This is a genomic window from Microbacterium aureliae, assembly GCF_054780155.1.
The window spans coordinates 65,531-88,989 of sequence record NZ_BAAGWW010000001.1 but is presented as its reverse complement, the minus strand read 5'-3'; the positions used below and the strand labels follow the sequence as shown (position 1 = coordinate 88,989).

22 protein-coding genes, 1 tRNA gene and 2 pseudogenes are annotated in these 23,459 nt (G+C 70.9%); 13 read left to right on the top strand and 12 right to left on the bottom strand.

Annotation, left to right across the window (positions count from 1 at the left end):
• Position 1 precedes the first annotated feature (1 nt).
• The gene (pyk, locus tag ACYVF4_RS00475; protein WP_460718680.1) at positions 2–1,450 is read left to right on the top strand and encodes a pyruvate kinase; all 1,449 of its coding nucleotides are present in this window, start codon (positions 2–4) and stop codon (positions 1,448–1,450) included.
• A gap of 109 nt (positions 1,451–1,559) precedes the next feature.
• On the opposite strand, the pseudogene ACYVF4_RS00470 reads toward pyk, so the two are convergent.
• The 5 genes and pseudogenes from ACYVF4_RS00470 to ACYVF4_RS00450 form a co-directional block, all read right to left on the bottom strand.
• Positions 1,560–1,655 (bottom strand): annotated as a pseudogene (locus ACYVF4_RS00470) (ABC transporter permease); the annotation flags it as partial.
• Between the two features lie 4 nt (positions 1,656–1,659).
• Positions 1,660–2,028, bottom strand: a pseudogene (locus tag ACYVF4_RS00465) (ATP-binding cassette domain-containing protein); the annotation flags it as partial.
• Entirely contained in the window at positions 2,025–2,393 is a 369-nt protein-coding gene (locus tag ACYVF4_RS00460; protein WP_460718678.1) for a DUF1048 domain-containing protein, read from the bottom strand. The pseudogene ACYVF4_RS00465 and the gene ACYVF4_RS00460, both read right to left, overlap by 4 nt.
• Position 2,394: 1 nt before the next feature.
• On the bottom strand, positions 2,395–2,748 hold the full coding sequence (locus ACYVF4_RS00455) for a PadR family transcriptional regulator (RefSeq protein ID WP_460718676.1): 354 nt from the start codon (positions 2,746–2,748) through the stop codon (positions 2,395–2,397).
• A gap of 156 nt (positions 2,749–2,904) precedes the next feature.
• Positions 2,905–2,990 (bottom strand) — tRNA-Leu (locus ACYVF4_RS00450).
• Positions 2,991–3,037: 47 nt separating this feature from the next.
• On the opposite strand from ACYVF4_RS00450, the gene ACYVF4_RS00445 reads away from it, so the two are divergent.
• The gene (locus tag ACYVF4_RS00445; protein ID WP_460718674.1) at positions 3,038–3,658 is read left to right on the top strand and encodes an ANTAR domain-containing response regulator; all 621 of its coding nucleotides are present in this window, start codon (positions 3,038–3,040) and stop codon (positions 3,656–3,658) included.
• A 2-nt stretch (positions 3,659–3,660) separates the two neighbouring features.
• Here ACYVF4_RS00445 and ACYVF4_RS00440 read toward each other — a convergent pair whose 3' ends face one another.
• Positions 3,661–4,092: a hotdog fold thioesterase gene (locus tag ACYVF4_RS00440; RefSeq protein WP_460718672.1), complete on the bottom strand. Its 432-nt coding sequence runs from the start codon at positions 4,090–4,092 to the stop codon at positions 3,661–3,663.
• A 56-nt stretch (positions 4,093–4,148) separates the two neighbouring features.
• Between ACYVF4_RS00440 and polA the strand changes: the two genes are divergently transcribed.
• Positions 4,149–6,788: a DNA polymerase I gene (polA, locus tag ACYVF4_RS00435; RefSeq protein WP_460718670.1), complete on the top strand. Its 2,640-nt coding sequence runs from the start codon at positions 4,149–4,151 to the stop codon at positions 6,786–6,788.
• Positions 6,789–6,857: 69 nt separating this feature from the next.
• Positions 6,858–8,531, top strand: a complete 1,674-nt coding sequence (locus ACYVF4_RS00430) for a DUF885 domain-containing protein (protein WP_460718669.1) — start codon at positions 6,858–6,860, stop codon at positions 8,529–8,531.
• 1 nt (position 8,532) lies between these two features.
• On the opposite strand, the gene ACYVF4_RS00425 is transcribed toward ACYVF4_RS00430, so the two are convergent.
• Positions 8,533–9,171 (bottom strand): phosphoribosyltransferase, encoded by a 639-nt coding sequence (locus tag ACYVF4_RS00425; RefSeq protein ID WP_460718667.1) that lies wholly within the window; start codon positions 9,169–9,171, stop codon positions 8,533–8,535.
• Positions 9,172–9,262: 91 nt separating this feature from the next.
• On the opposite strand from ACYVF4_RS00425, the gene ACYVF4_RS00420 reads away from it, so the two are divergent.
• The gene (locus ACYVF4_RS00420) at positions 9,263–10,300 is read left to right on the top strand and encodes an LLM class flavin-dependent oxidoreductase (RefSeq protein ID WP_460718665.1); all 1,038 of its coding nucleotides are present in this window, start codon (positions 9,263–9,265) and stop codon (positions 10,298–10,300) included.
• Positions 10,301–10,312: 12 nt separating this feature from the next.
• Here the strand turns inward: ACYVF4_RS00420 and putP are convergent, their stop codons facing one another.
• Complete coding sequence (gene putP / locus ACYVF4_RS00415; RefSeq protein ID WP_460718663.1) at positions 10,313–11,821, bottom strand: sodium/proline symporter PutP; 1,509 nt, start codon at positions 11,819–11,821, stop codon at positions 10,313–10,315.
• Positions 11,822–11,986: 165 nt separating this feature from the next.
• Between putP and ACYVF4_RS00410 the strand changes: the two genes are divergently transcribed.
• Both ACYVF4_RS00410 and ACYVF4_RS00405 read left to right on the top strand, forming a co-directional pair.
• Complete coding sequence (locus ACYVF4_RS00410) at positions 11,987–13,336, top strand: MFS transporter (protein WP_460718661.1); 1,350 nt, start codon at positions 11,987–11,989, stop codon at positions 13,334–13,336.
• Between the two features lie 20 nt (positions 13,337–13,356).
• Positions 13,357–14,124, top strand: coding sequence for an SGNH/GDSL hydrolase family protein (locus ACYVF4_RS00405; RefSeq protein ID WP_460718659.1), 768 nt, complete (start codon positions 13,357–13,359; stop codon positions 14,122–14,124).
• Here ACYVF4_RS00405 and ACYVF4_RS00400 read toward each other — a convergent pair.
• On the bottom strand, positions 14,094–14,678 hold the full coding sequence (locus ACYVF4_RS00400) for a dihydrofolate reductase family protein (protein ID WP_460718656.1): 585 nt from the start codon (positions 14,676–14,678) through the stop codon (positions 14,094–14,096). The two genes, ACYVF4_RS00405 and ACYVF4_RS00400, sit on opposite strands and share 31 nt — an antisense overlap.
• Before the next feature lie 165 nt (positions 14,679–14,843).
• Between ACYVF4_RS00400 and ACYVF4_RS00395 the strand changes: the two genes are divergently transcribed.
• The gene (locus ACYVF4_RS00395) at positions 14,844–15,107 is read left to right on the top strand and encodes a DUF6458 family protein (protein ID WP_460718654.1); all 264 of its coding nucleotides are present in this window, start codon (positions 14,844–14,846) and stop codon (positions 15,105–15,107) included.
• Positions 15,108–15,241: 134 nt separating this feature from the next.
• Entirely contained in the window at positions 15,242–16,159 is a 918-nt protein-coding gene (locus ACYVF4_RS00390) for an AEC family transporter (RefSeq protein ID WP_460718652.1), read from the top strand.
• Here ACYVF4_RS00390 and ACYVF4_RS00385 read toward each other — a convergent pair.
• Both ACYVF4_RS00385 and ACYVF4_RS00380 read right to left on the bottom strand, forming a co-directional pair.
• Positions 16,152–18,143, bottom strand: a complete 1,992-nt coding sequence (locus tag ACYVF4_RS00385; RefSeq protein WP_460718650.1) for a S9 family peptidase — start codon at positions 18,141–18,143, stop codon at positions 16,152–16,154. The genes ACYVF4_RS00390 and ACYVF4_RS00385 overlap by 8 nt on opposite strands.
• Before the next feature lie 4 nt (positions 18,144–18,147).
• A complete protein-coding gene (locus tag ACYVF4_RS00380; protein WP_460718648.1) occupies positions 18,148–18,912 on the bottom strand; it encodes an SDR family oxidoreductase in 765 nt (254 codons plus the stop codon).
• A 125-nt stretch (positions 18,913–19,037) separates the two neighbouring features.
• On the opposite strand from ACYVF4_RS00380, the gene ACYVF4_RS00375 reads away from it, so the two are divergent.
• The 4 genes from ACYVF4_RS00375 to ACYVF4_RS00360 all read left to right on the top strand — a co-directional run bounded on the left by ACYVF4_RS00375 (position 19,038) and on the right by ACYVF4_RS00360 (position 21,871).
• The gene (locus ACYVF4_RS00375; protein WP_460718646.1) at positions 19,038–19,520 is read left to right on the top strand and encodes an NfeD family protein; all 483 of its coding nucleotides are present in this window, start codon (positions 19,038–19,040) and stop codon (positions 19,518–19,520) included.
• 11 nt (positions 19,521–19,531) lie between these two features.
• Positions 19,532–20,590 (top strand): SPFH domain-containing protein, encoded by a 1,059-nt coding sequence (locus ACYVF4_RS00370; protein ID WP_460718644.1) that lies wholly within the window; start codon positions 19,532–19,534, stop codon positions 20,588–20,590.
• Positions 20,577–21,380: a glycerophosphodiester phosphodiesterase family protein gene (locus ACYVF4_RS00365; RefSeq protein ID WP_460718642.1), complete on the top strand. Its 804-nt coding sequence runs from the start codon at positions 20,577–20,579 to the stop codon at positions 21,378–21,380. Before ACYVF4_RS00370 ends, ACYVF4_RS00365 begins: the two co-directional genes overlap by 14 nt.
• A 113-nt stretch (positions 21,381–21,493) precedes the next feature.
• Positions 21,494–21,871 (top strand): RNA polymerase-binding protein RbpA, encoded by a 378-nt coding sequence (locus tag ACYVF4_RS00360; protein ID WP_460718640.1) that lies wholly within the window; start codon positions 21,494–21,496, stop codon positions 21,869–21,871.
• 1 nt (position 21,872) lies between these two features.
• On the opposite strand, the gene lnt is transcribed toward ACYVF4_RS00360, so the two are convergent.
• Positions 21,873–23,456 (bottom strand): apolipoprotein N-acyltransferase, encoded by a 1,584-nt coding sequence (gene lnt, locus ACYVF4_RS00355; protein ID WP_460720699.1) that lies wholly within the window; start codon positions 23,454–23,456, stop codon positions 21,873–21,875.
• Positions 23,457–23,459 lie beyond the last annotated feature (3 nt).

The following is a 23,459-nucleotide window of genomic DNA, read 5'->3' as shown; positions in this document are numbered from 1 at the left end:
AATGAGACGCGCCAAGATCGTCGCCACGCTGGGACCCGCGACCTCGTCGTACGAGATGGTGCGAGCCATCATCGACGCCGGAGTCGACGTGGCCCGCTTCAACTTGAGCCACGGGGACTACTCGGTCCACGAGAACAACTTCGCCAACGTCCGCAAGGCCGCTGACGACGCCGGCCGCGCCGTCGCCGTCCTGGTCGACCTGCAGGGACCCAAGATCCGCCTCGGCCGTTTCGCCGACGGCCCCCACGACCTCGCCGAGGGCGACATCTTCAAGATCACCGTCGAGGACGTCCCCGGCACCAAGGAGATCTGCTCGACCACCTTCAAGGGACTGCCGCAGGACGTCAAGGCCGGCGACACCCTCCTGATCGACGACGGCAAGGTCCGCGTCGAGGTCATCGACACCGACGGCACCGTCGTCACCACCAAGGTGATCGTCGGCGGTCCGGTGTCCAACAACAAGGGCATCAACCTGCCCGGTGTCGCCGTGAACGTCCCGGCCCTGTCCGAGAAGGACGAGGCCGACCTGCGCTGGGGACTCAACGCCGGCGCGGACCTCATCGCCCTGTCGTTCGTGCGCAGCGCGAAGGACGTCCAGCGCGTCCACGTCATCATGGCCGAAGAGGGGCGCCACGTCCCCGTCATCGCCAAGATCGAGAAGCCGCAGGCGGTCGACAATCTCGAAGAGATCATCGACGCGTTCGACGGCATCATGGTCGCCCGCGGCGACCTGGGCGTCGAGCTGCCGCTGGAGGCGGTGCCCATCGTGCAGAAACGCGCGGTGGAGCTGTGCCGGCGGATGGCCAAGCCCGTCATCGTCGCGACGCAGATGCTCGAGTCGATGATCAACAACCCGGTGCCGACGCGCGCCGAGACCAGCGACGTCGCCAACGCCGTCCTGGACGGCGCGGACGCGGTGATGCTCTCGGGCGAGACCAGCGTCGGCGACTACCCCGTCATCGTCGTCGAGACGATGGCCCGCATCATCGAGTCCACCGAGGAGCACGGCCTGGAGCGCATCCAGCCGCTCACCACGAAGCCCCGCACGCAGGGCGGCGCGATCACCCTCGCGGCGATGGAGGTGGCGGAGTTCGTCGAGGCGAAGTACCTCTGCATCTTCACCGAGTCCGGCGACACCGCGCGGCGCATGTCCCGGCTGCGCCCGCGCATCCCCATGATCGGGTTCGCTCCCGAGCCGGCGATCCGTCGCCGCATGGCGGTCACGTGGGGCGTGCAGTCCAGCCTCGTCGAGCACGTCGCCCACACCGATCTCATGTTCATCCAGGTGGACGACTACCTGCTGTCCAACGACATGGCCAAGGTCGGGGACAAGGTCGTGGTCGTCTCGGGCTCGCCTCCCGGAATCCAGGGGTCGACCAACGACATCCGCATCCACAAGGTCGGCGACGCTGTCCACGGCAAGGCGCCGATCTACAAGACGCGCGACTGATCGCACGCCTGAACGCCCCGCAGCGGGCCCTCGCCACGAGGGATCCGATGCGGGGCGTTCTGCGTCCGCAGGTCAGCTCACCTTCCTGCGGTAGATCGCCGTCGCCGCGGTACGAGAACGCGCTCGCGCCGTCCACCGTCTTCGCCGTCAGGCCCGGGATCACCGCCAGCCATGTCAGCGCCAGGGTGAACAACAGCAGCATGCCGAACGAACCGGGCGAGCAGTCCGTCGGCGAGGCGGACCGGGTCCGGGAGGTGGCGCAGCCGCGCGATGAGCGTCAGGTTCTCCCGTCCGCCCAGCACCTCGTCGACGGCGGCGAACTGCCCGGTGAGGCTGATCGCCTCGCGCACCCGCTGCGGCTGCCGGGCGACGTCGAACCCGGCGACCGCCGCTGTGCCGGCATCCTGTCTGAGAAGCGTCGAAAGGATGCGCACGAGGGTCGTCTTGCCGGCGCCGTTGGAGCCGAGGAGCGCGAAGATGCTCCCGCGCGGAACGGCGACGTCGACGCCGCGGAGCACCTCCACGGTGCCGTAGGACTTCTCCAGGCCGGCGACCTCGAGGGCGGTCCCCGCGCTCATGACCGGCCGTCTCGCTCGACGTCGTCGATGGCCTTGTTCAGGCGATCGCGCTCCTTGTCCGTCCACTGCCGGCCGGAGTACGCCGCGGCGAACTCCTGGGCGAAGGCGGCCGGGTCTGCGCCGACGATGTCGCGGACGGGCGCGCCGTCCACCGCTGCTCGCTCCCACAGGTCGGCCGAGTCGCTGAGCATCTGCGCGAGGGCGGCGCCGTCCGTCATCCCTCCGACGGTCATCAGGTACCGTTCGACGGCCTTGGCGGCGGCCCGATGGGGCTCGGGGAGCGCCTCGATGCGGGTGCGGTACTGCCGGAACTGCTTCTTCTGCTCGAGCGAGCCGGTGACCCGCTCGTACCACTTGGCGGCCATGTCAAACCTCTTCCTTCGACGTCACGTCGTCGTGTTCCCGGTGGAGCCGTCCGATGCGCTCTGCGAGGAAGCTCCACGTCCTCCAGAACTCCGCGAGCTGCTCGCGGCCCTTCACGTTGAGGGAGTACACCTTGCGCGGGGGACCCTTCTCTGACGGGACCTTCTCGACGTCCACCAGACCTCGCTGCTCGATCCGCACCAGCAGGGCGTACACGGTGCCCTCGGCGATGTCGCGGAAGCCCTGATCGCGGAGCCACCCGGTGATCTCGTACCCGTAGGCCGCACGATCGGACAGGACCGCCAGCACGATCCCTTCGAGCGTGCCCTTGAGCATCTCCGTCTCCTGCTTGCCCATCGCCCCTCCTCGGAACCGCTACTCAGTGACACTGAATACCGGTACAAAGTATCACTAGGTAGCGGATGCGGGCAAGCCCCCGAGCGCGGCCGGCTGTCGCAGACGCAGAAGAGCGGACGCCCCCTGTCGGGGCATCCGCTCTTCGTGAAGCAGTGGTGGTGCCGGTGGTGGGAGTCGAACCCACACGCCCTCGCGGGCAACCGAGTTTGAGTCGGTCGCGTCTGCCATTCCGCCACACCGGCGCGCACGGCGGGCCGCGCGTCCGCGATTGACCATACCGTAGGATTCAATGGTGACTGAGCAAGAGCAGACCGCCCCCGCAGCCCCGCCGACTCCCCGTCGGGTCGTCGTCGCCGAGGATGAGTCGCTCATCCGCCTCGACATCGTCGAGATCCTGCGGGACAACGGATTCGACGTCGTCGGCGAGGCCGGAGACGGCGAGACAGCCGTCCAGCTGGCGACGGAGCTGCGCCCGGATCTGGTGATCATGGACGTGAAGATGCCGCAGCTCGACGGCATCTCGGCCGCTGAGAAGCTCAGCAAGAACCACGTGGCCCCCGTCGTGCTGCTGACGGCGTTCAGCCAGAAGGAGCTCGTCGAGCGCGCCAGCGAGGCCGGCGCCCTGGCCTACGTGGTGAAGCCCTTCACCCCCAACGACCTGCTGCCGGCGATCGAGATCGCCCTGGCCCGCTACGAGCAGATCATCACGCTCGAGGCCGAGGTCGCCGACATGGTCGAACGCTTCGAGACCCGCAAGCTCGTCGACCGCGCGAAGGGCCTGCTCAACGAGAAGATGGGCCTGAGCGAGCCCGAGGCGTTCCGCTGGATCCAGAAGGCGTCGATGGACCGCCGTCTGACGATGCAGGACGTCGCCAAGGCGATCATCGAGCAGCTCGCACCCAAGAAGTAGGACTACTCGCGCGGCATCGCCTTGATGTGGTTGGTGATGCGGATGGTGGAGCAGCGCCTTCCCTGATCGTCCGACACGACGATCTCGTGCACGGTGATCGTGCGGCCGAGGTGCACCGGCGTGCACACGCCCGTGACGATCCCCGAGGTCGCCGAGCGGGTGTGCGTGGCGTTGATGTCCACGCCCACCGCGAGCCTGCCCGGTCCGGCGTGGAGGTTCGCCGCCATCGACCCGAGCGACTCGCCGAGGACGACGTACGCACCGCCGTGCATGAGGCCGACCGGCTGCGTGTTGCCCTCGACCGGCATCGTCGCGACGCACCGCTCGGCCGAGAACTCGGTGAAGCGCATGCCCATGCGCTCGGCGAGGGCGCCCATGCCGCGGTCGGCCGCCCACTGCAGTCCGTCGACGTCGGCGGGGGAGTGGTCGGACATGGTTCTCCTCAGGGCCCGACGGAAGGGGCGTCGGTGCCCGCGACTAGGCTGTCGGGGTGACGGACTCCGCAAAGCCTACCCTCCTCGTCGTCGACGGCCATTCGCTGGCGTACCGCGCGTTCTACGCTCTGCCCGTCGACAACTTCTCGACGAAGGACGGCCAGCACACCAACGGGATCTACGGGTTCCTGGCGATGCTCGTGAACCTCATCAAGGCCGAGAAGCCCACCCATCTGGCGGTGGCCTTCGACACCTCGCGGCAGTCCTTCCGCACGCGCGAGTACAGCGAGTATAAGGCCAATCGCTCCGAGACCCCGGCGGAGTTCAAGGGGCAGATCCCGCTGCTGCAGGAGTGCCTCGCCGCGATGAACATCACCGTGCTCGCGCAGGAGGACATCGAAGCCGACGACATCCTCGCCACGCTGGCGACGCAGGGTGCCGCCGAGGGCTATGACGTGCTGGTGTGCTCCGGCGACCGGGACACGATCCAGCTGGTCACCGACGACATCACGCTGCTGTACCCCAACGTCCAGGGGGTGTCCCAGCTCAAGCGCTACGACCCCGCCGCCGTGGTGGAGAAGTACGGTCTGCCGCCGGCGCAGTATCCCGACATCGCGGCGCTGGTGGGGGAGACCAGCGACAACCTGCCGGGTGTGCCGAAAGTCGGCGAGAAGACCGCCGTCAAGTGGCTCACCCAGTTCGGGTCCCTCGAAGAGCTGCTTCGCCGCGCCGACGAGATCAAGGGCGTCGTGGGCGGCAATCTGCGCGAGCATCTGGACGACGTCCGCCGCAACCGCGCGCTGAACCGGCTGCTCACCGACGTCGAGCTGCCGGTGGGACCCGCCGACCTCGCCGTCCGCCCCATCGACGCCCAGGCCGTGCGCGACATCTTCGCCCGGCTGGAGTTCCGCACCCTGCTGCCGCGCGTGTTCGAGGCCGCCGGCGTCGACGAGGCGATGGCGCCCCAGGCGACGTCGCCCGCCCAGCCGATGCCGGCGCCCGCCGAACCCGACCCGGCCGGACTCGCTGCGTGGCTCGCGGCCGCCGGGGGCGAGGTGGCCGTGGCCCTCGTCGTCGAGAACGGCCTGCCCCGCCGGATCGGCGTGGCCACGGCGGATGCCGCGGCCGAGGCGACCTGGAGCGACGACGTCGCCGCCGCCATCGGTCCGTGGCTGGAGTCGGCCGCGCCGAAGATCATGAGCGACGGCAAGACGCAGGTGAAGGCCCTGCGCCGAGCGGGCCTGCGCCCGGGGGGACTGGCGTTCGACCCGATCCTCGCCGGCTGGCTGCTGCGGCCGAGCTTCCCCGACAAGACGCTGGCCGACCTGGTGGAGCGCTACCTGAACGAGAAGCTTCCCGAGGCCGACCCGAGCCAGCTCGTCCCCGAGACCGAGGGAGCCACCCCGGGCCAGCTCGCGTGGTTCGCCGTGCGGGTGACCGCGGCGCTGCGCGGCGAGATGGCGCCGAGCGTGGCCGCGGTCCTCGCCGACATCGAACTGCCCACGCTCACGGCGCTTGCCGACATGGAGCTGGCGGGCGTCGCCGTCTCGCACGACAAGCTGTCGTCGTTCTCTCGCGACCTCGGCGAACGCGCCGACGGGATCGCCGAGCGCGCGTTCGCGGCGATCGGCCGCGAGGTGAACCTCGGCTCGCCCAAGCAGCTCCAAGAGGTGCTGTTCGAAGAGCTGCAGCTGCCGAAGACCCGCAAGACCAAGACCGGGTACTCCACCGACGCCGCCGTCCTCGCCGATCTGCAAGAGACGGCGCCGCATCCCTTCCTCGACCTGCTGCTCCAGCATCGCGAGGCGACGAAACTCCGGCAGATCATCGAATCCCTCGACACGTCGATCCGGCCGGACGGGCGGATCCACACCACCTACGTCCAGACGGGCAGTCAGACCGGCCGGCTGTCGAGCACCGACCCCAACCTGCAGAACATCCCGATCCGCACCGAAGAGAGCAGGCGCATCCGCGCGGCCTTCGAAGTGGGCGAGGGGTACGAGACGCTGCTGACGGCCGACTACTCGCAGATCGAGATGCGGATCATGGCCCACCTGTCCGAGGACCCCGGGCTGATCGAGGCGTTCAACTCCGGCGAGGACCTGCACCGCTTCGTCGGTGCGCGGGTGTTCGGCGTCGCCCCCGAGGACGTCACCGCCCCGATGCGCACGAAGGTGAAGGCGATGTCGTACGGCCTGGTGTACGGCCTCTCGGCGTTCGGTCTGTCGAAGCAGCTGCGCATCGAGCAGTCCGAGGCCAAGCAGCTCATGATGGAGTACTTCGCCCGGTTCGGCGCCGTGCGGGACTACCTGCGATCGTCGGTGGAGCAGGCCCGCATCGACGGCTACACCGAGACGATCTTCGGCAGGCGGCGGCCGTTCCCCGACCTCGCCAGTCCCAACCGGGTGCTCCGCGAGAACGCCGAGCGGGCGGCGCTGAACGCGCCCATCCAGGGCAGCGCCGCCGACATCATGAAGATCGCCCTGGTCCACATCCACGACGATTTCGCGGCCGCGGGCCTCGCTTCGCGCGTCCTGCTGCAGATCCACGACGAGCTCGTCATCGAGGTCGCCACGGGGGAGTGGGATGCCGCCGAGCGGATCGTGCGCGAGCGCATGGGCGACGCCGCCGCCCTCTCGGTGCCGCTCGAGGTGCAGATCGGGCGCGGGCAGGACTGGAACCAAGCGGGGCACTGAGGCGGTCTCGCGCCACCGCCCCGCAGCGCGCACTCGCCGACGCGCGCCCGCCCGGATTAGGCTCGAGGGATGACTGAACCTGCACGCACCCCCACGCCGGTCGACACGATCGCCGATGCGTGGGTGGACACCCTCGTCGAGCTCGAACCCACCGTGGCGACCTATATCGGACGCTTCGAGTACAACGACCGGTTCGGCGACACCTCCCCGGCCGGCCACGACCGCCTCGCAGACGCCGCGCGCCGGACGCTCTCCGAGCTGAAGGCCGCCGAGCCCGTGGACGACATCGACGTCGTCACGAAGGCCGACCTCGTGCGCGAGCTGGAACTGGACCTCGACCTGCACGACGCCGGCTGGCACCTGCGCGATCTCAACGTGATCGCCAGCCCCGCGCAGAACCTGCGGGCGGTGTTCGACCTCATGCCCACCGACACCGCCGAGGACTGGTCCGTCATCTCGACCCGGCTCGGGGCACTGCCGACCGCGGTGAACGGCTACATCGAGACGCTGCGCGCGGGCGCCGCCTCGGGTTCCCTGCCTGCCCGCAGGCAGGTGAGCGAGGTGATCACCCAGATCGCGCGCTACACCGCCAAGGCCGGCTTCTTCGCGGAGTTCGCCGGTGACGCGGCCCCCGCCGAGGGCCAGCTGCCGGCCGCCCTCGCTCGCGATCTGGCCGACAACGCCAACGCGGCCCGCGTCGCCTACGACCACCTCGCCGAGGTGCTGCGCACCGAGTTCGTGCCCGCCGCGCCCGAGAAGGACGCCGTCGGCCGCGAACTGTACGCCCTGCATTCGCGTCGCTTCCTGGGCGCCACCATCGACCTGGACGAGACGTACGAGTGGGGGCTCGAGGAGCTGGCCCGCATGGTCGCCGAGCAGGAGGCGATCGCCGACGAGATCAAGCCGGGCGCGTCGGTCGAAGAGGCCGTGGAGTTCCTCGAGCAGGACGCCTCGCGCAAGCTCCACGGCACCGAGGCGCTGCAGAAGTGGATGCAGCAGACCTCGGACCGCGCGGTGGAGGAGCTCGGGCGCACGCACTTCGACATCGCCGAGCCGATCCGGCGGCTGGAGTGCATGATCGCTCCGACCAACGAGGGCGGCATCTACTACACCGGCCCCACCGACGACTTCTCGCGTCCCGGCCGGATGTGGTGGTCCGTCCCCGAGGGGGTGACCGAGTTCGACACGTGGCGGGAACTGACCACCGTGTACCACGAGGGCGTGCCGGGACATCACCTGCAGATCGCGCAGGCGGTCTACAACCGCGCCCAGCTGAACTCGTGGCGGCGTCTGCTGGCCGGCACGAGCGGCCACGCCGAAGGCTGGGCGCTGTACGCCGAGCGGCTGATGGAGCAGCTCGGGTACCTCGACGACCCGGCGGACCGCCTCGGCATGCTCGACGGTCAGCGGATGCGGGCGGCCCGCGTCGTCCTCGACATCGGCGTGCACCTCGAGAAGCCGCGACCCGACGGCGAGGCCGTGTGGGATGCCGACTACGCGCTGCAGTTCATGCTCGCCAACGTGAACATGCCCGAGGAGTTCGTCCGCTTCGAGGTCAACCGCTACCTCGGCTGGCCGGGCCAGGCGCCGGCCTACAAGGTCGGCCAGCGGATCTGGGAGCAGCTGCGCGACGAGGTCGCCGAGCGCGAGGGCGACGCCTTCTCGATCAAGCAGTTCCACAAGCGCGCGCTGGACGTGGGCGGCGTGGGCCTGGACACCCTGCGCATGGCGCTCGTCGGCTGAGTCAGCCGTCGCTTCCGCGGAGGTCGTCGCGCAGCAGCGCGGCGACCTCCGCGTCCTCCACCTGGGTGAAGTCGCGGTAGAACGGTCCGACCGCCCAGAAGTCCGGCATCCGGTTCGGGCAGACGTACGCATCGGCCACCCCGGTCGCCGGCTCGTAGCGCGACGGCGCGACGGGGACGGCGAGGATCACGGATGCCGCGCCCCGCGCGCGCAGCGAGCGGCAGGCCGCCTCGGCGGTGGCACCGGTGGCCACCCCGTCGTCGACGACGAGGACGGCCCGGCCCCCGACATCGTCGGCCTCGGGCTCGAACAGCCGGCGCCGGCGCGCGAGCTCCGCCCGCTCCCGCCGCTCCACCTCGTCCAGCTGCTCCGCCGTGACGCGGTCGCGGCGGACGGCGTCGGCGTGGACGACGCGAACGTCCTCGGCGATCGCACCGACCGCGAACTCCTCGTGCCCGGGCGTCCCCAGCTTCCGCACGCCGATCGCGCGCAGCGGGACCCCGAGGACCCGCGCCACCTCGGCAGCGACGACCACGCCGCCGCGGGGGATGCCGTACACGCGGAAGACCTCGGTCCCGGCCTGCTGCAGCACGGCGGCGAGCTGCCGGCCGGCATCCGCGCGATCGTCGAACAACGCCATGGGCGCCACGGTACGCCGGATCGATGCCCGCGCGGCGGGAATGTGCGCGACGGTCGCGCGGTTCATTCGCATGAATGGAAGGATCGTCCTCATGACCGCCACCGCACCGGTCGAGCTCGGCCTCGACACCTTCGGCGACATCACCCGCGACGAGGCGGGGGACCTCGTGTCGTACGACCAGACCATCCGAGACGTCGTCGACGAGGCGGTGCTGGCCGACGAGGTGGGGCTGGCCTTCTTCGGCGTGGGGGAGCACCACCGCAAGGAGTTCGCGATCTCGAGCCCCGAGATCGTCCTGGCCGCCGCCGCCGCGCGGACGAAGCGGATCCGGCTCGGCACGGCCGTCACCGTGCTCTCCAGCGACGACCCCGTCCGGGTCTATGAGCGATTCGCCACGCTGGATGCCGTCTCTCACGGCCGCGCGGAGGTCATCCTCGGCCGGGGGTCGTTCATCGAGTCCTTCCCGCTGTTCGGATACGACCTGCGAGACTACGAGACCCTCTTCGAAGAGAAGCTGGACCTGTTCTCGCAGCTCCGCGACGAGCGCCCCGTGACGTGGCAGGGGACGCTGCGCGCGCCGCTGGAGAACGCAGATGTGTACCCGAAGACCGCCGCGGGCTTCCCCGCGTGGGTCGGCGTGGGAGGCTCTCCGGAATCCGTCGTCCGCGCCGCCCGCTACGGCTACGGCCTCATGCTCGCGATCATCGGCGGGCCGGCCGAGCGCTTCCGACCCTTCGCCGACCTCTACCGCCGGTCCCTGGCCTCACTCGGCCGTCCCGTCCTGCCCGTCGGCGTGCACTCGCCAGGCCACATCGCCGAGACCGATCAGCAGGCGTGGGACGAGGCGTACGCGGGCTTCGAGGCGATGAACAACACCATCGGACGCGAGCGCGGGTGGCCGCCGTACAGCCGCATGCGCTTCCAGCACGATGTCGGGCCGGAGGGCGCACTGTACGTCGGTTCACCCGAGACGGTCGCCCGAAAGATCGCGGCGACGGTCACGACGCTCGGCGCCGACCGCTTCGACATGAAGTTCTCGACCGGCACGCTCTCGCACGACCGGATGATGCGCTCGATCGAGCTCTACGGGACCCGCGTGGCGCCACTCGTGCACGACATGCTCGCGTGACGCCACGCGCCCTCACTCGCCCTTGGCGGCGGGCTCAGGCTGCGGCGTGCCGATGGTCACGATCGCGCCGGTGCGGGTGAACTCCTCGTCGATCTCGGGCTCGTGGCGGTACGTGAGCCGGCTGACGATCCACGCGACCAGCAGGTTGAGCCCGAAGCCGGGGACGATCTCGTAGAGCCCGGTGTTCAGCAGCGGCCACAGCAGCACCGTCGCGGCACCGGCGGCCATGCCGGCCAGGGCGCCCCACGCGGTCAGGCGCCGCCAGAAGAGCGACAGCAGCACCGTCGGGCCGAACGCGGCGCCGAAGCCGGCCCAGGCGAACGAGACAAGTTCGAGGATCGAGGACTCGGGGTTCAGCGCGAGGACGACGGCGATGGTCGACACGACGAGCACGCACGCCCGGCCGAGGATCACCAGCACGCGCTGCGACGGCTTCGGCTTGCGCATCGCCAGGAAGACGTCCTCCACCAGGGCGGACGAGGTGACGATGAGCTGGCTCGAGATCGTGGACATGATGGCCGCGAGGACGGCGGCGAGGACGAGGCCGGCGATGAGCGGGTGCATCAGCAGCTGCGCCATCTCGAGGATCACCGTCTCGGGGTTGTCCAGCGGCGTGCCGCGCTGCTCGAAGAAGGCGATGCCGATGAAGCCGGCGGACATCACCCCGATCAGCGAAACGATCATCCACGTCATGCCGATGCGGCGGGCGACCTTGGCTTCCTGGGCGTTGCGCAGCGCCATGAACCGCACGATGATGTGCGGCTGGCCGAAGTAGCCGAGGCCCCACGCGAGAGCGGAGATGATGCCGATGACGGTCGCGCCGGTCAGGGCGTCTCCGCCCAGCAGCGAGAGGTGCTCGGCGTCGAGGGCCGGGCCCACCTCGTCGAACCCGCCGAGGGCGACCACCGCCAGGGCGGGGACGATCAGGGCGGCGGCGAGGATCATGATGCCCTGCACCATGTCGGTGAGGGACGCGCCGAGGAAGCCGCCGAAGAGGGTGTACGACACCGTGACGCCGCCGACAAGCAGCATGCCCACGAGGTAGTCGCCACCGAAGGCGCTCTGGAAGAAGACGCCGCCGGCGACCATGCCGCTCGAGACGTAAAGGGTGAAGAAGATGAGGATGACGACCGCCGAGAGGATGCGCAGCAGTCGCGTCTTGTCCCGCAGGCGGTTCTCGAAGAAGCTCGGGATCGTGATGGAGTTATTGGCCACCTCGGTGTAGGCCCGCAGACGCGGAGCGACCAGCTTCCAGTTGAGGAAGGCGCCGATCGTGAGGCCGACGGCGATCCACGCCTCGACGAGACCCGCTGCGTAGATCGCGCCGGGAAGGCCCATCACGAGCCAGCCGGACATGTCCGACGCGCCGGCCGAGAGGGCCGCGACGGCGGGCGGCAGGTTCCGGCCGCCCAGCATGTAGTCTTCGTGGTCTTTCGTCTTGGTCGCGGCGTAGACGCCGATACCGATCATGGCGGCGAAGTAGATCACCAGCGCGATGATCAGCCAGGTGTGGGGGGTCACGGGGGGAGCCTTTCGTTCGGGCGCTCACGGGGCTCAGCGCACACGGCGATGTGTATGGGCGTTGTGGCAAGTGTGGTGCAGGTGAATGCCCTGTGAAAAGCGCATGACTTCGAACTGATCCATTCGAAGATCCCGAACAGTCGCCGTTTCCGTACCATGAGCGTCATGTCAGACACCGCGGTCGGCCCTTCGGAGCGCCTCGACAGGCTGCCCTTCACCCGACGTCATGCTCGCGTCCTGACCGGCTCGGGCATCGGCTGGGCGCTGGACGCGATGGACGTCGGGCTCATCTCCTTCATCCTCGCCGCGGTCGCCGTGCAGTGGCAGCTGACGCCGGGGGAGACCTCGTGGATCGCGTCGATCGGGTTCGTGGGGATGGCCGTGGGCGCCACGCTGGGCGGCCTGCTGGCCGACCGGATCGGCCGCCGCCAGGTGTTCGCTCTGACGCTGCTGATCTACGGCGTCGCCACCGGCGCGAGCGCCCTCGTCGGCGGCCTGGCGGCGCTGCTGGTCCTGCGCTTCTTCGTCGGCCTCGGCCTCGGCGCCGAGCTGCCCGTCGCTTCGACGTACGTCAGCGAGTTCGCGCCCGCGCGCATGCGCGGCCGCCTCATCGTGATCCTCGAGGCCTTCTGGGCGCTGGGATGGACCGCGGCGGCTCTGATCGGATTCCTCGTGATCCCGGGCTCCGACGACGGCTGGCGCTGGGCGTTCGCGATCGGCGCCGTCCCGGCCGCCTATGCCCTGGTCGTGCGGTGGGGCCTGCCGGAGTCGGCGCGGTGGCTGGAGCGCCGGGGACGCCACACCGAGGCGGAGCAGGTGGTGCGCTCGTTCGAGGAGTCGGCGGCGATGGGCACCTCCGCCGCCCGCCGCACTGCTGCCGTTGCAGTCGCCGCACCGCCGGCGGCGACGACCACGGGCGAGCGGCTGCGCGCGCTGTGGTCGGGAGAGTTCCGTGTGCGCACGGCATCCCTCTGGGCGGTGTGGTTCTGCGTGAACTTCTCGTATTACGGCGCCTTCATCTGGATCCCCTCGATCCTGGTGTCGCAGGGCTACGACCTGGTCCGGTCGTTCGGCTTCACGCTCGTGATCACGCTGGCCCAGCTTCCGGGCTACGCGGCCGCCGCGTGGCTGATCGAAAAGTGGGGCAGGCGACTGACCCTTTCGGTGTTCCTGGTGGGATCCGCGATCGCGGCGGTGTTCTTCGGCACCTCCTCGACCGAGGCCGCCGTCATCGCGTCCGGGATGGCGCTCAGCTTCTTCAACCTGGGCGCGTGGGGGGCGCTGTACGCCGTCACCCCGGAGATGTATCCCACGTCGCTGCGGGCGACGGGTTCGGGGTGGGCTGCGGGCGCGGGACGCATCGCGTCGATACTCGCCCCGCTGAGCGTGCCGCCGCTGCTGGCCCTCGGCGGCGCCCCGGTGCTGTTCATCGTCTTCGCGGCGTTCTTCGCCGTCGGCGCCAGCGCCGCGTGGGGGCTGATCGACCGGCGCGGGCTCGCGCTCGACGACCGCTGAGCACGACGTACGCTGGGCGGATGAAGGACATCCGCTTCGTCGCGCTCGGCGACTCGTTCACCGAGGGCGTCGGCGACGAGCTGCCGGACGGCCGTACGCGCGGGTGGGCGGACCTCGTCGCGCAGGGCTGGGCCGACGCGGCCGGTCAGCCGGTGTCCTACGCCAACCTCGCCATCCGCGGCAGGCTCGTGTGGCCGATCGTCGAGGAGCAGCTCGAGCCCGCACTCGCTCTGAAGCCCACGCATCTGTCGTTCAACGGCGGCGGCAACGACATGCTGCGGCCGCGCACGAGCATCGCGCACATCGTCGAGGCGTTCGCGCATGTCATCCGGCGCTGCGATGAGGAAGGTGTGCGGCTGATCCTCCTGGCCGGGGCCAACCCGTCGGGGCAGCTGCCGTTCAGCCGCGTGATCCAGCGCCGGGGCGACCTGCTGACCGCGGCCGTCACCGCCGCGATCGCCGACCGCGACGACATCGTGCGGGCATTCAACTGGCACGATCCCGAGCTATCCACCCCGCCGTACTGGTCGGCGGATCGACTCCACATGAACAGCCGGGGGCATCACCGGGTCGCGGCACGGGTGCTCGACGCCCTCGGTGTGGGCGCTCCGGGGGAGTGGTGGTCCCTCCCGGAGCTGCCCGCCATCGGGGTCGGCCAGGCGGCCTACTACCGCGAACACGTCGGGCCGTGGGTGCGCCGCCGGATCACCGGCACGTCCTCCGGTGACGGCCGCGAGCCGAAGCACGCGACGTGGTCTCAGGTGGCTCCGGGCGGCGCGACGGCGTAGCGGAGTTCGGCGAACTGACCCGTCCGCCCGACGGATGTCAGCGTCAGGCGATCCGACTCGAGGCGCCGGGGGAGGAGCGGGCGACCGCCGCCGAGGGTCACGGGTGCAATCGAGACGCGGATCTCGTCGAGGTGGCCGCGGTCGGCGAACTGGCCGACGAGGTCGCCGCCGCCGACGAGCCACACCACGCCGCCCGCGGCCGCCTCGGCGATCTCGTCCCACACCAGGTCGACGTCGCCCTGCCGCACCCGGATGTCCGCGTCCCCGAGCGAGGGCTGCACGCGCGACGAGAAGACGAAGGTCGGGCGGTCGCCGTACATCGCCGGCCATCGCTCCGGATGCGCGTCGAGGTCCTCGTGCTCGACCACCCAGCGGTACGTCGTGGATCCCATGACCAGCACGGACACGTCGTCGAGGAAGCCGCCGATGCCCTCTTCGGCCTCGGCGGCGCCGGGCACCGCGAAGAGCCACGCCAGCGAATCGACGTCGTCGGCGAGGTACCCGTCGAGCGTCGCGGCGGTGAAGAAGACCACGTGCGGGGGAGAGACTGCCATGCTCCGACGTTAGCGATGGGCTCAGACAGCGGCATCCGGATCACATCATCGCGGGTCCTGTCAAGCCCGTGCATGGTGATCCGCCCGACTGCCATCCTGCGGAATGAGGCGCGCTGTCGCCTCGCGCCAGGGGAGCACCCCCGCCGCCCCGGAAAGGAACCTCGCATGAGCATCGGAACCGGAATCGTCTTGTTCGTCATCGGCGCCATCCTCACGTTCGCGGTGAACGTCGAGGTCGAAGCTGTGAACCTCGATCTGATCGGCTACATCCTGATGGGCGCCGGCGTCGTCGTCTTCCTCATCGGCCTCATCCTGATGCTGCGCCGCCGTCAGAGCGAGAGCATCTCGCGCACCGAGATCGACCCCGCCACCAACCAGCGCGTGACGCGTCAGCGCACGAGCACCACCGACGACACCGCGGGCCTGTAACCCAGCGGTCGAAGCAGCGGGGCGGCGCCGGATGGGCGCCGCCCCGTTCTCGTGCAGTCGCTCAATGAGGTGACATAATGTGCATTATCGGCAAGCGCACGTTCGGGCGTAGCGACGGGTCGTAGGCTCGGATCGTGCTCGAATCGCTCACCGGCTTCGTCGTGGTCGGTGTCGCCATCGTCGTGGGCTACATCCTCGGGCGCATCGATCTGCTGGGTGAGCATGCGCGGCCGGTGCTCGCACGACTGACGTTCTTCGTCCTGTCGCCCTTCCTGCTGTTCGTCGTGCTCGCCGAGGCCGACGTCCGCACGCTGTTCTCGGCGCTGCTGCCCGTGTCGGCGATCGCCGCCGTGGCGGTGTTCGCCGTCTACATCGTCGTGGCCCGGTTGCTGTGGCGGCGCTCGGTCGGCGAGACCGTCATCGGCGCGCTCAGCGCCGGCCAGGTCAACTCCAACAACATCGGCATCCCGCTGTCGCTGTATCTGCTGGGCAGCGCCGCGTTCCCGGCACCCGTGATCCTCATGCAGCTGCTGGTGTTCACGCCCATCACGATGGCGATCCTGGATGCCGTCACGTCGGGCCGGTCGTCGCTGTGGCGCACGCTCGGGCGGACGCTGTCGAACCCCATCGTCCTCGGGTCCGCCCTCGGGACGCTGGTGTCGGTGACCGGCGTCACGCTGCCACCGATCGTGATGGAGCCGGCGCGTCTCATCGCCGCGGCCTGCGTGCCGGTGCTGCTCATCAGCTACGGCATCTCGCTGCACGGCCAGCGGGTGCTGGGCCCGAGCGGCCGGCGCCGGGACATCCTGCTGGCGACCGCGCTGAAGCTGCTCGTCATGCCGGCGATCGCGTGGGCGGTCGCCGTCTGGTTCGGCCTCTCCCCCGCCGAAGTGCTGGTCGTCGTGGTCCTGGCGGCGCTGCCGACCGCGCAGAACGTCTTCAACTACTCCCAGCGCTACGGCATCGGCGAGACGATCTCGCGGGACACCGTCTTCCTCACCACGGTCGGCTGCCTGCCGGTGCTCCTGGCCGTGACGCTCCTGCTCAGCTGACGGCGCCGGCGGCGTGCACCGGCAGGTGCCGGTCCCACCACTCCAGCACGGCATCGAACCGCTGCACGCGATGCCTCGGCCGTCCGGAGCGCGTGAGCTCGTGGTTCTCGCCCGGGAAGACGAGCATCTCGGCATCCACGCCGTGCCGGCGCAGCGCCGAGTAGTAGCGCGTCGCCTGCTCGAGCGGGCACCGGTAGTCGAGCTCCGAGTGCAGCACGAGGGTGGGCGTGCGGACGCGGTCGACGACGGCCATGGGGCTCTGCCGCGCGATCTGCTCGGGGTCCACTCCGACGTACTCGTCGCCGAAGAACGAACCGATGTCGCTCGTCCCCTGGAAGCTGACCGGGTCGAGGAAGCCGCGCTCGACGATCGCGCCGGCGAACCGGTGGTCGTGGGCGATCACCCACGCGGTGAGGTAGCCGCCGTAGGAGCCGCCCATCACGCCCACGCGTGCGCCGTCCAGTCGCGCATCGGACGCGACGGCCGCCTCGAGGAAGTCGATGACGTCCGCGAAGTCGTCGGTACCCATCCGCTGGCGGATGCTGCGCCCGTGGGCGCGCCCGTATCCCGCCGATCCGCGGGGGTTGCAGTACACGACCGCGTAGCCGGCATCGACGAGTACCTGGGTCTCGTCGAAGAGGTGTATGCCGTAGGACGCATACGGTCCGCCGTGGATCTGGAGCAGGACCGGGAACGGCCCCTCCCCCGCCGGGACGGCGACCCAGCCGTGCACCGGATAGCCGTCGCGCCCTTCGGCGGTGAGCTCGCGCGGCGCGACGATCCCCGCGGCGCGGGCGGCGGCGCCGAAGTCGGTGAGCTCGCCCTCCCCCACCACGCGCAGCTCGCCCGCCGAGGTCGGGCTGGCGGCGGTGGCCACCACGACACCTGCGGCGGCGGCGTGCCCGAGCACCTCGACGTCGCCGTCCAGGAGCTCCGTGGCCGCGCCGTCGCGCGATACGCGCAGCAGCCGAACGCGCCCGCGCGCCCGATCCTGCACGAGGAAGTCGTCGCCGACCGCGGTCAGGTGGCTGCCCACCTCACCGAGGTCGACGGTCTCGAGATCGGTGAGGGCCCGCGGAACGCCGTCCTCGAGCAGCCACAGCCCGACGCCCGGCGCGATGAAGTCGACGCCCGACTCGCCCACGTCGTGCGCGAGCAGGGCGATCGTCCCGTCATCGGCGACGACGACGTCCTGGACGCCGAGCCCGGCGTGGGCGCCGATGACCTCGCGGGGCTGCGCCTCGCCGTCGACCGGCAGGGCGATCACGCGGCTGCGCAGATCGGCCCGCGCGGGCTGCAGATCGTCGACGACGGTGAGGATCTCGCTGCCGTCGGGCGTGAACACGCACCCGCTGTGCGAGAGCTCGCCGCCGCTCACCCGGCGGGCGTCATGACGGACGACCCGTCGCGGGGACGCGTCGGCATCGGGATCGGGAGCGTGGTCGTACAGCGGCTCGTCATCGCGGCCCGGAGCGGCGACGAGGAAGACATGGGAGGGCCGGTCGATCGTGTAGCCCAGTCCGTTGGCGTGCCACCGGATGCCGGTGATCCGCCGCGGCGGCTCCGCTCCGGCATCCAGGCCCTCCACGGTCCCGTAGCGCCCGCGCTCGGGCTCGCGCGCGACGAACGCCAGCGTGCGCCCATCGGGCGACCACGCCGCCTCGGACACGCCCAGCGCGGCATCCGTCACCTGGATGGGCTCGCCGCCGGCCGCCTCGACCACGTGCAGCTGCGCCTTGCCCTTGCCGTCGGCGCGCAGGAAGGCCACGCGCGTGCCGTCCGGCGAGAGCCTCGGAGCGCTGTCGGCGACGCCGCGGGTCAGCCGGCGGACCGTGCCGCCCGGCAGCTCCGCACGCCACAGCTGCCCGACCGCGCGGTCGGCGGCGATGTCCGGCCGGGACGACGCGAAGACCGCGAACGACCCGTCCGGGGCGAGGGCGGGGCGGCCGAGGGCGACGAGGGTCTCGATGTCCCGCGCTCGCACGACCTCACTCCCCCGCGAACGAGCCGGTGTCGCCGATGAGCCGGGTGTTGTCCGCGGGGACGGGCTCCACCGCCGCCCGGGCGACCTCGGCGGCGAACTCCTGCACGTTGTACAGCTTGCCCGCCGACTCCCGGCGCGAGGCGATCGCGCCCGGGTTCGCCCGCTCGAGCAGCGTCGCGGTGATGGTGCCCTCGATCATGTCGCCCGAGACGACGACGAACTCGATGCCGCGCTCGGTGAGGGCCGGGATGCGCTCGCGGAGCGCGTCCTCGCCGGCGCGCTTGGACAGCGCGACCGGCTCGTACTCGGGCATCGTGGGCGTGGTCCGGATGAAGTGCGCCTGGTGGCTCGTGACGAAGACGACGCGCGACCCGTCGGACAGCAGCGGCAGGGCGGTCTCGAGCACCCGCACCTGCGCGTCACGGTTCAGCTGCAGCGCGTAATCCTCCCCCATGCCCGCCTCCATGCCCCCCGAAGCGTTGAGCACGAGGACGTCGAGCGAGCCGAAGGCCTCGCGCACCGCGTCGAACATGGCCTGCACCGATTCGGCGTCGGTGAGGTCGGCGCCGACGACGAGGACCTCCACCCCCAGGCCGCGCAGCTCGGTGGCGAGCTTCTCGGCGCGCGGGGCCTTGTTGCGGTAGTTGATGACCACGTTCGCGCCGGCCTCGGCCAGGTAGCGCGCCGTGTCGGCGCCGATGCCCCGCGACGAGCCCGTCACGAGGGCGGTGCGGCCGGCGAGGGATCCGGGGGCGAGTGGCTGGGTCATGGGTGCTCCATCGGCTCGGTGCGGGGGCTCGCGCGACGGGCGGGCCGAGTCGACCCTATCAATCCCGGCCCCGCCGGCCGGGGGGTTGATAGGGTCGAGCCACACCAGGCCGAAGGGACCGCTCGATGCTGCCGGATCTGACGCAGTACCTGTGGATCCTGTGGCTGTCGCTGGCGTTCGTCTTCGTCATCATCGAGCTGCTGAGCCTGGAGTTCACCTTCCTGATGCTCGCGGCGGGCACCCTCGTCGGCGGGCTCGGGGTGAACCTTCTCGGCGGGCCGTGGTGGCTGCAGATCGGCGCCGCCGCGGCGCTGTCGGCGCTGCTGCTGTTCACGATCCGGCCGCTGCTGCTGCGGGCGCTCCGGCGCAGCTCCGCCGCGGTGCCGATGAACGTCGACGCGCTGTACGGCATGGGCGGGCGGGTCATGACAGCGTTCGTCGACGGCGCCGGGTCGGTCAAGCTCGACAACGGCGAGACGTGGACGGCGCGCCTGGCGCCGGACGGACCGGATGCCGCGCCGGGCGTCGGCGACCGCGTGCGGGTGCGCGCGGTGCGCGGGGCGACCGTCGAGGTGTCACCGCTGGACGCGGACCATCGCACCGACTGAGGGGGAACATCATGGTGGACATCGGGCAGTTCGTGGGACAGATCTTCGTCGTCATCCTGCTGGTCGTCATCGCGATCTTCGTCGTGGTGGTGCTCTTCCGCGCGATCCGCATCATCCCGCAGGCCAACGCCGGCATCGTCGAGCGCCTCGGCCGCTACCAGCGCACGCTCTCACCGGGGCTGAACCTGCTGGTGCCGTTCATCGACCGGCTCCGCCCGCTCATCGACATGCGCGAGCAGGTGGTGTCCTTCCCGCCGCAGCCGGTCATCACCGAGGACAACCTCGTGGTGTCGATCGACACCGTGGTCTACTTCCAGGTCACCGACGCCCGCGCCGCGACGTACGAGATCGCCAACTACCTCGGCGCCGTCGAGCAGCTGACCACCACGACGCTTCGAAACGTCGTCGGCGGCCTGAATCTCGAAGAGGCGCTCACCAGCCGCGACGAGATCAACAGCAAGCTCCGCGTGGTCCTGGACGAGGCCACCGGCAAGTGGGGCATCCGCGTCTCGCGCGTCGAGCTCAAGGCGATCGACCCGCCCGCGTCGATCCAGGACTCGATGGAGAAGCAGATGCGCGCCGAGCGCGACCGCCGCGCCGCCATCCTCACCGCCGAAGGGTCCAAGCAGTCCCAGATCCTCGAGGCGGAGGGGCGGCGTCAGGCCGAGATCCTGCGCGCCGAGGGTGACAAGCAGGCGGCCGTGCTGCGCGCCCAGGGCGAGTCCGAGGCGATCGAGATGGTCTTCAACGCGATCCACGTCGGCGACCCGGACGACAAGCTGCTGGCCTACCAGTACCTGCAGACCCTGCCGAAGATCGCCGAGAGCTCGTCGAGCAAGATGTGGATCATCCCGAGCGAGTTCACCGAGGCCCTGAAGGGCATCGGCGACGCCTTCGGGGGCCGCGCGGCGCCCGGCGGCGGACCGCGCGTCCGCGCCACGCCGGACGCCGAGAGCACGCGCGCCGCCGACGCGGCCGTCGCCGCGGCACGCGAGGCGGCGACCGCCGCGGACGACATCGCCTCCGAGGCGCGGGCGTCGGCGCCGGGGCTCCGCGATGACGGGGCGTGACCCCCGGCATCCCTGGTTCGGCGGGGACCATCCCCGCGTCCTCGCCCACCGCGGCTACCTGACGCCCGCCGATGCCGCGCACGGGATCGCCGAGAACTCCTTCCTCGCCCTCGCCGCCGCGCACGCCGCCGGTGCGGAGTACCTGGAGTCGGACTGCCACCTCACCGCCGATGGCGAGGCCGTCCTCTTCCACGACGACGACCTGGTGCGCGTGGCCGGCGATCCGCGCCCCGTCGCCGCGGTCGTCCTTCGCGAGCTCGAAGACATCATGTCCGAGCGCGGGGGCCTCGTGACGCTTCGCCAGGCGCTGGAGGCCTTCCCCGACTCGCGGTTCAACCTCGACGTCAAGGCCGCGACCGCGGCAGAGGCCGTCGGCGCGCTCGTGGCGCCGCACGCCGAGCGCGTGCTGCTGACGAGCTTCTCGGATGCGCGCCGCCGGGCGGCGCTCGCCGCCGCCGAGCGCGCGGGCGCCGCGATCCGCCCGGCGACGTCGGCCGGAACGGCCACGGTCGCCCGCGTGGTCGCGGCGGTCCGGCTGCGCTCGCACGTCCTCACCCGCCGCGCACTCGCGGGCGTGGACGCGCTGCAGGTTCCCGAGCACCACGGCCGGGTCCGGGTGGTCACGCGGGGCCTGGTCGAATCGGCGCACCGGGCGGGCGCCGAGGTGCACGTGTGGACGGTGAACGAACCGGCCCGCATGTCCCGGCTGCTGGACCTCGGGGTCGACGGCCTGGTCACCGACGACACCGCGCGAGCGCTGCGCGTCGTGGCTTCGCGCGCGGGCCGCTGACGCAGAGCGCCGACCGCTGAGCATCGGCTGTGAATGGCCGTTTCGCCCCGCCAGTTCGGATGATCCGCCCAGGTGTGTTCGTTATACCTGATCAGCGACGAGAGGACCACACAATGGCAGACCGCAGCCTGCGCGGCATCCGACTCGGCGCCCAGAGCCTACAGAGCGAAGAGGGCGTCGTTTTCCATGAGCGTGCACAGCACGTCTACAGCTGCACGTCCTGTGGACGTGACACCACCCTGACCTTCGCGGCCGACGCCGAGGTGCCCGAGGCGTGGGAGTGCCGCACGTGCGGCGCCGAAGCCCTCCTCCGCATCGGCGAGGGCACCGCGACAGTGGACCACTCCGGGGACAAGACCCCCCGCAGCCACTGGGACATGCTGCTCGAGCGCCGGACCCTGCCCGAGCTCGAAGAACTCCTCGAGGAGCGCCTGGCCCTGCTCCGCGCCCGCCGCGGCGCCGGTTCGACCGCGGACAAGAAGACCGCCTGAGTCAACGCGTCCTCTGCGCGCCGGTCCCTTCGGGGGCCGGCGTTCTGCGTGTGCGCCCATGGTGCACGAGGCCGGCGATTACCAGGGCGAGCAGGCTCCCCCACCCGAGGACGAGCTTGACCGCACCCCCGGCGAGGACGGCGGGCGTGAGGCCGGTTCGCAGCGGGACATCGACCAGCAGGTGCCCCGCCTCGCCCGCACCGAGGCCGTCGATCGTCGTGCCGTCCGGCGCGATCACCTGGCTGGTGCCGACGGTGGAGATGTTGACTACCGACCGGCCCGTCTCGATGGCGCGCATCCGCGCGAAGGCCAGCTGCTGCAGGTTCTCGTCGGTGTCCCGGAAGTCGGCGTTGTTGGTCTGGAACATGTAGACCTCGGCGCCGGAGCGCGCGCCCTCCCAGATCACGGCGTCGTAGATGACGTCGAAGCAGATCGCCAGTCCCACACCGACTCCGGCGACGTCGAGATACGGGGGGTTGGACCCGGGCGTGTACTCCCGCTGGATGAGTCCCACGAGGTCGGGGACGATCATCTCGTAGAACCACCGGTCGGGGACGTACTCCCCCATCGGCACGGGGTTGGCCTTGTCGTGCAGCGCGACCGCCCCCTCGCCGGCGACCCACAGCATCGAGGTGTTGAAGGTGTCGGCACCGCGCGTGGTCGCGGCGTTGACGACCAGGGGTGCGTCGACCCGGCGCGACAGCGCGTCCAGGATCGCCGCCGTCCCGGTGTCGGCGAGCGGGTCGGAGTCGATGCCGCCCTCGGGCCACAGCACGACGTCCACGTCCTCACCCAGCAGAGGGGCGGATGCCGCGAGCTGGGCGTCCAGCACCGCGTCGGGCGCCCGCTCGTCGAAGTAGCCCGAGGGCCCGTTCCCCTGCACCGCCCCGACCCGCAGGTCGCCGGCGGGCGTCGTCGGGAAGGCCGGCGTGACGAGCAGGACGAGGGCTGCCACGCCCGAGGGGAGGGCGGTGCGGACATCCCGCCACCGCCGGGCCCGCCCCCACTCGATCACCGCCGCCGACAGGAACACGATGAGGAAGGTCAGGCCGGCGACGCCCGTCCAGGAGGCCACGTGCGCCAGCGGGCTCTCGGACTGGCTCATCCCGATCCGCCCCCACGGGAAGCCGGTGTACGGCCAGGACCCCATGAACAGCTCCCGCGCGGTCCACAGGCCCGCCACGAGCGCCGGGAGGGCGACCAGCCGCACCCCCCGCCGATCCGAGATCCGCGGCACCCACGCGTACGCGGCGGCGAGGAGCAGGGATCCCGCGCCCATGAAGACGGTCTCGATGCCCGCGAGGGCGAACCACGGGATGAGGCCCAGGTAGCGGGTGATCCAGACGATGTGGATGAGGTAGAAGCTGGCGCCGAAGACCAGTCCCACCAGCAGCGCGCCGCCGGGTCGTCGCCCGATGAGGGCGACGAGCGCCATCCCCACGCCCACCGGCGCCAGCGGCCACCACCCCACATCCGGGAAGGCGAGGTCGAGCACCCACCCGCCTGCCGCCGAGACCAGGACCGCCAGCCACAGCGGCAGCAGCGGCCGCACCCGCTCGCGTCCGGCCGCCGTGACCGCCGGCATCCG

What these genes read in the sequence shown, in the direction of transcription:
- ACYVF4_RS00375 (WP_460718646.1), top strand. Translation starts at nt 19,038, where the DNA reads ATGCTGCCGGATCTGACGCAGTACCTGTGGATCCTGTGGCTGTCGCTG.
- ACYVF4_RS00430 (WP_460718669.1), top strand. Translation starts at nt 6,858, where the DNA reads ATGACTGAACCTGCACGCACCCCCACGCCGGTCGACACGATCGCCGAT.
- ACYVF4_RS00455 (WP_460718676.1), bottom strand. Translation starts at nt 2,748, where the DNA reads ATGGGCAAGCAGGAGACGGAGATGCTCAAGGGCACGCTCGAAGGGATC.
- ACYVF4_RS00410 (WP_460718661.1), top strand. Translation starts at nt 11,987, where the DNA reads ATGTCAGACACCGCGGTCGGCCCTTCGGAGCGCCTCGACAGGCTGCCC.
- ACYVF4_RS00425 (WP_460718667.1), bottom strand. Translation starts at nt 9,171, where the DNA reads ATGGCGTTGTTCGACGATCGCGCGGATGCCGGCCGGCAGCTCGCCGCC.
- pyk (WP_460718680.1), top strand. Translation starts at nt 2, where the DNA reads ATGAGACGCGCCAAGATCGTCGCCACGCTGGGACCCGCGACCTCGTCG.
- ACYVF4_RS00400 (WP_460718656.1), bottom strand. Translation starts at nt 14,678, where the DNA reads ATGGCAGTCTCTCCCCCGCACGTGGTCTTCTTCACCGCCGCGACGCTC.
- ACYVF4_RS00405 (WP_460718659.1), top strand. Translation starts at nt 13,357, where the DNA reads ATGAAGGACATCCGCTTCGTCGCGCTCGGCGACTCGTTCACCGAGGGC.
- lnt (WP_460720699.1), bottom strand. Translation starts at nt 23,456, where the DNA reads ATGCCGGCGGTCACGGCGGCCGGACGCGAGCGGGTGCGGCCGCTGCTG.
- ACYVF4_RS00445 (WP_460718674.1), top strand. Translation starts at nt 3,038, where the DNA reads ATGGTGACTGAGCAAGAGCAGACCGCCCCCGCAGCCCCGCCGACTCCC.
- ACYVF4_RS00460 (WP_460718678.1), bottom strand. Translation starts at nt 2,393, where the DNA reads ATGGCCGCCAAGTGGTACGAGCGGGTCACCGGCTCGCTCGAGCAGAAG.
- ACYVF4_RS00420 (WP_460718665.1), top strand. Translation starts at nt 9,263, where the DNA reads ATGACCGCCACCGCACCGGTCGAGCTCGGCCTCGACACCTTCGGCGAC.
- ACYVF4_RS00360 (WP_460718640.1), top strand. Translation starts at nt 21,494, where the DNA reads ATGGCAGACCGCAGCCTGCGCGGCATCCGACTCGGCGCCCAGAGCCTA.
- ACYVF4_RS00380 (WP_460718648.1), bottom strand. Translation starts at nt 18,912, where the DNA reads ATGACCCAGCCACTCGCCCCCGGATCCCTCGCCGGCCGCACCGCCCTC.
- ACYVF4_RS00365 (WP_460718642.1), top strand. Translation starts at nt 20,577, where the DNA reads ATGACGGGGCGTGACCCCCGGCATCCCTGGTTCGGCGGGGACCATCCC.
- ACYVF4_RS00370 (WP_460718644.1), top strand. Translation starts at nt 19,532, where the DNA reads ATGGTGGACATCGGGCAGTTCGTGGGACAGATCTTCGTCGTCATCCTG.
- ACYVF4_RS00395 (WP_460718654.1), top strand. Translation starts at nt 14,844, where the DNA reads ATGAGCATCGGAACCGGAATCGTCTTGTTCGTCATCGGCGCCATCCTC.
- ACYVF4_RS00440 (WP_460718672.1), bottom strand. Translation starts at nt 4,092, where the DNA reads ATGTCCGACCACTCCCCCGCCGACGTCGACGGACTGCAGTGGGCGGCC.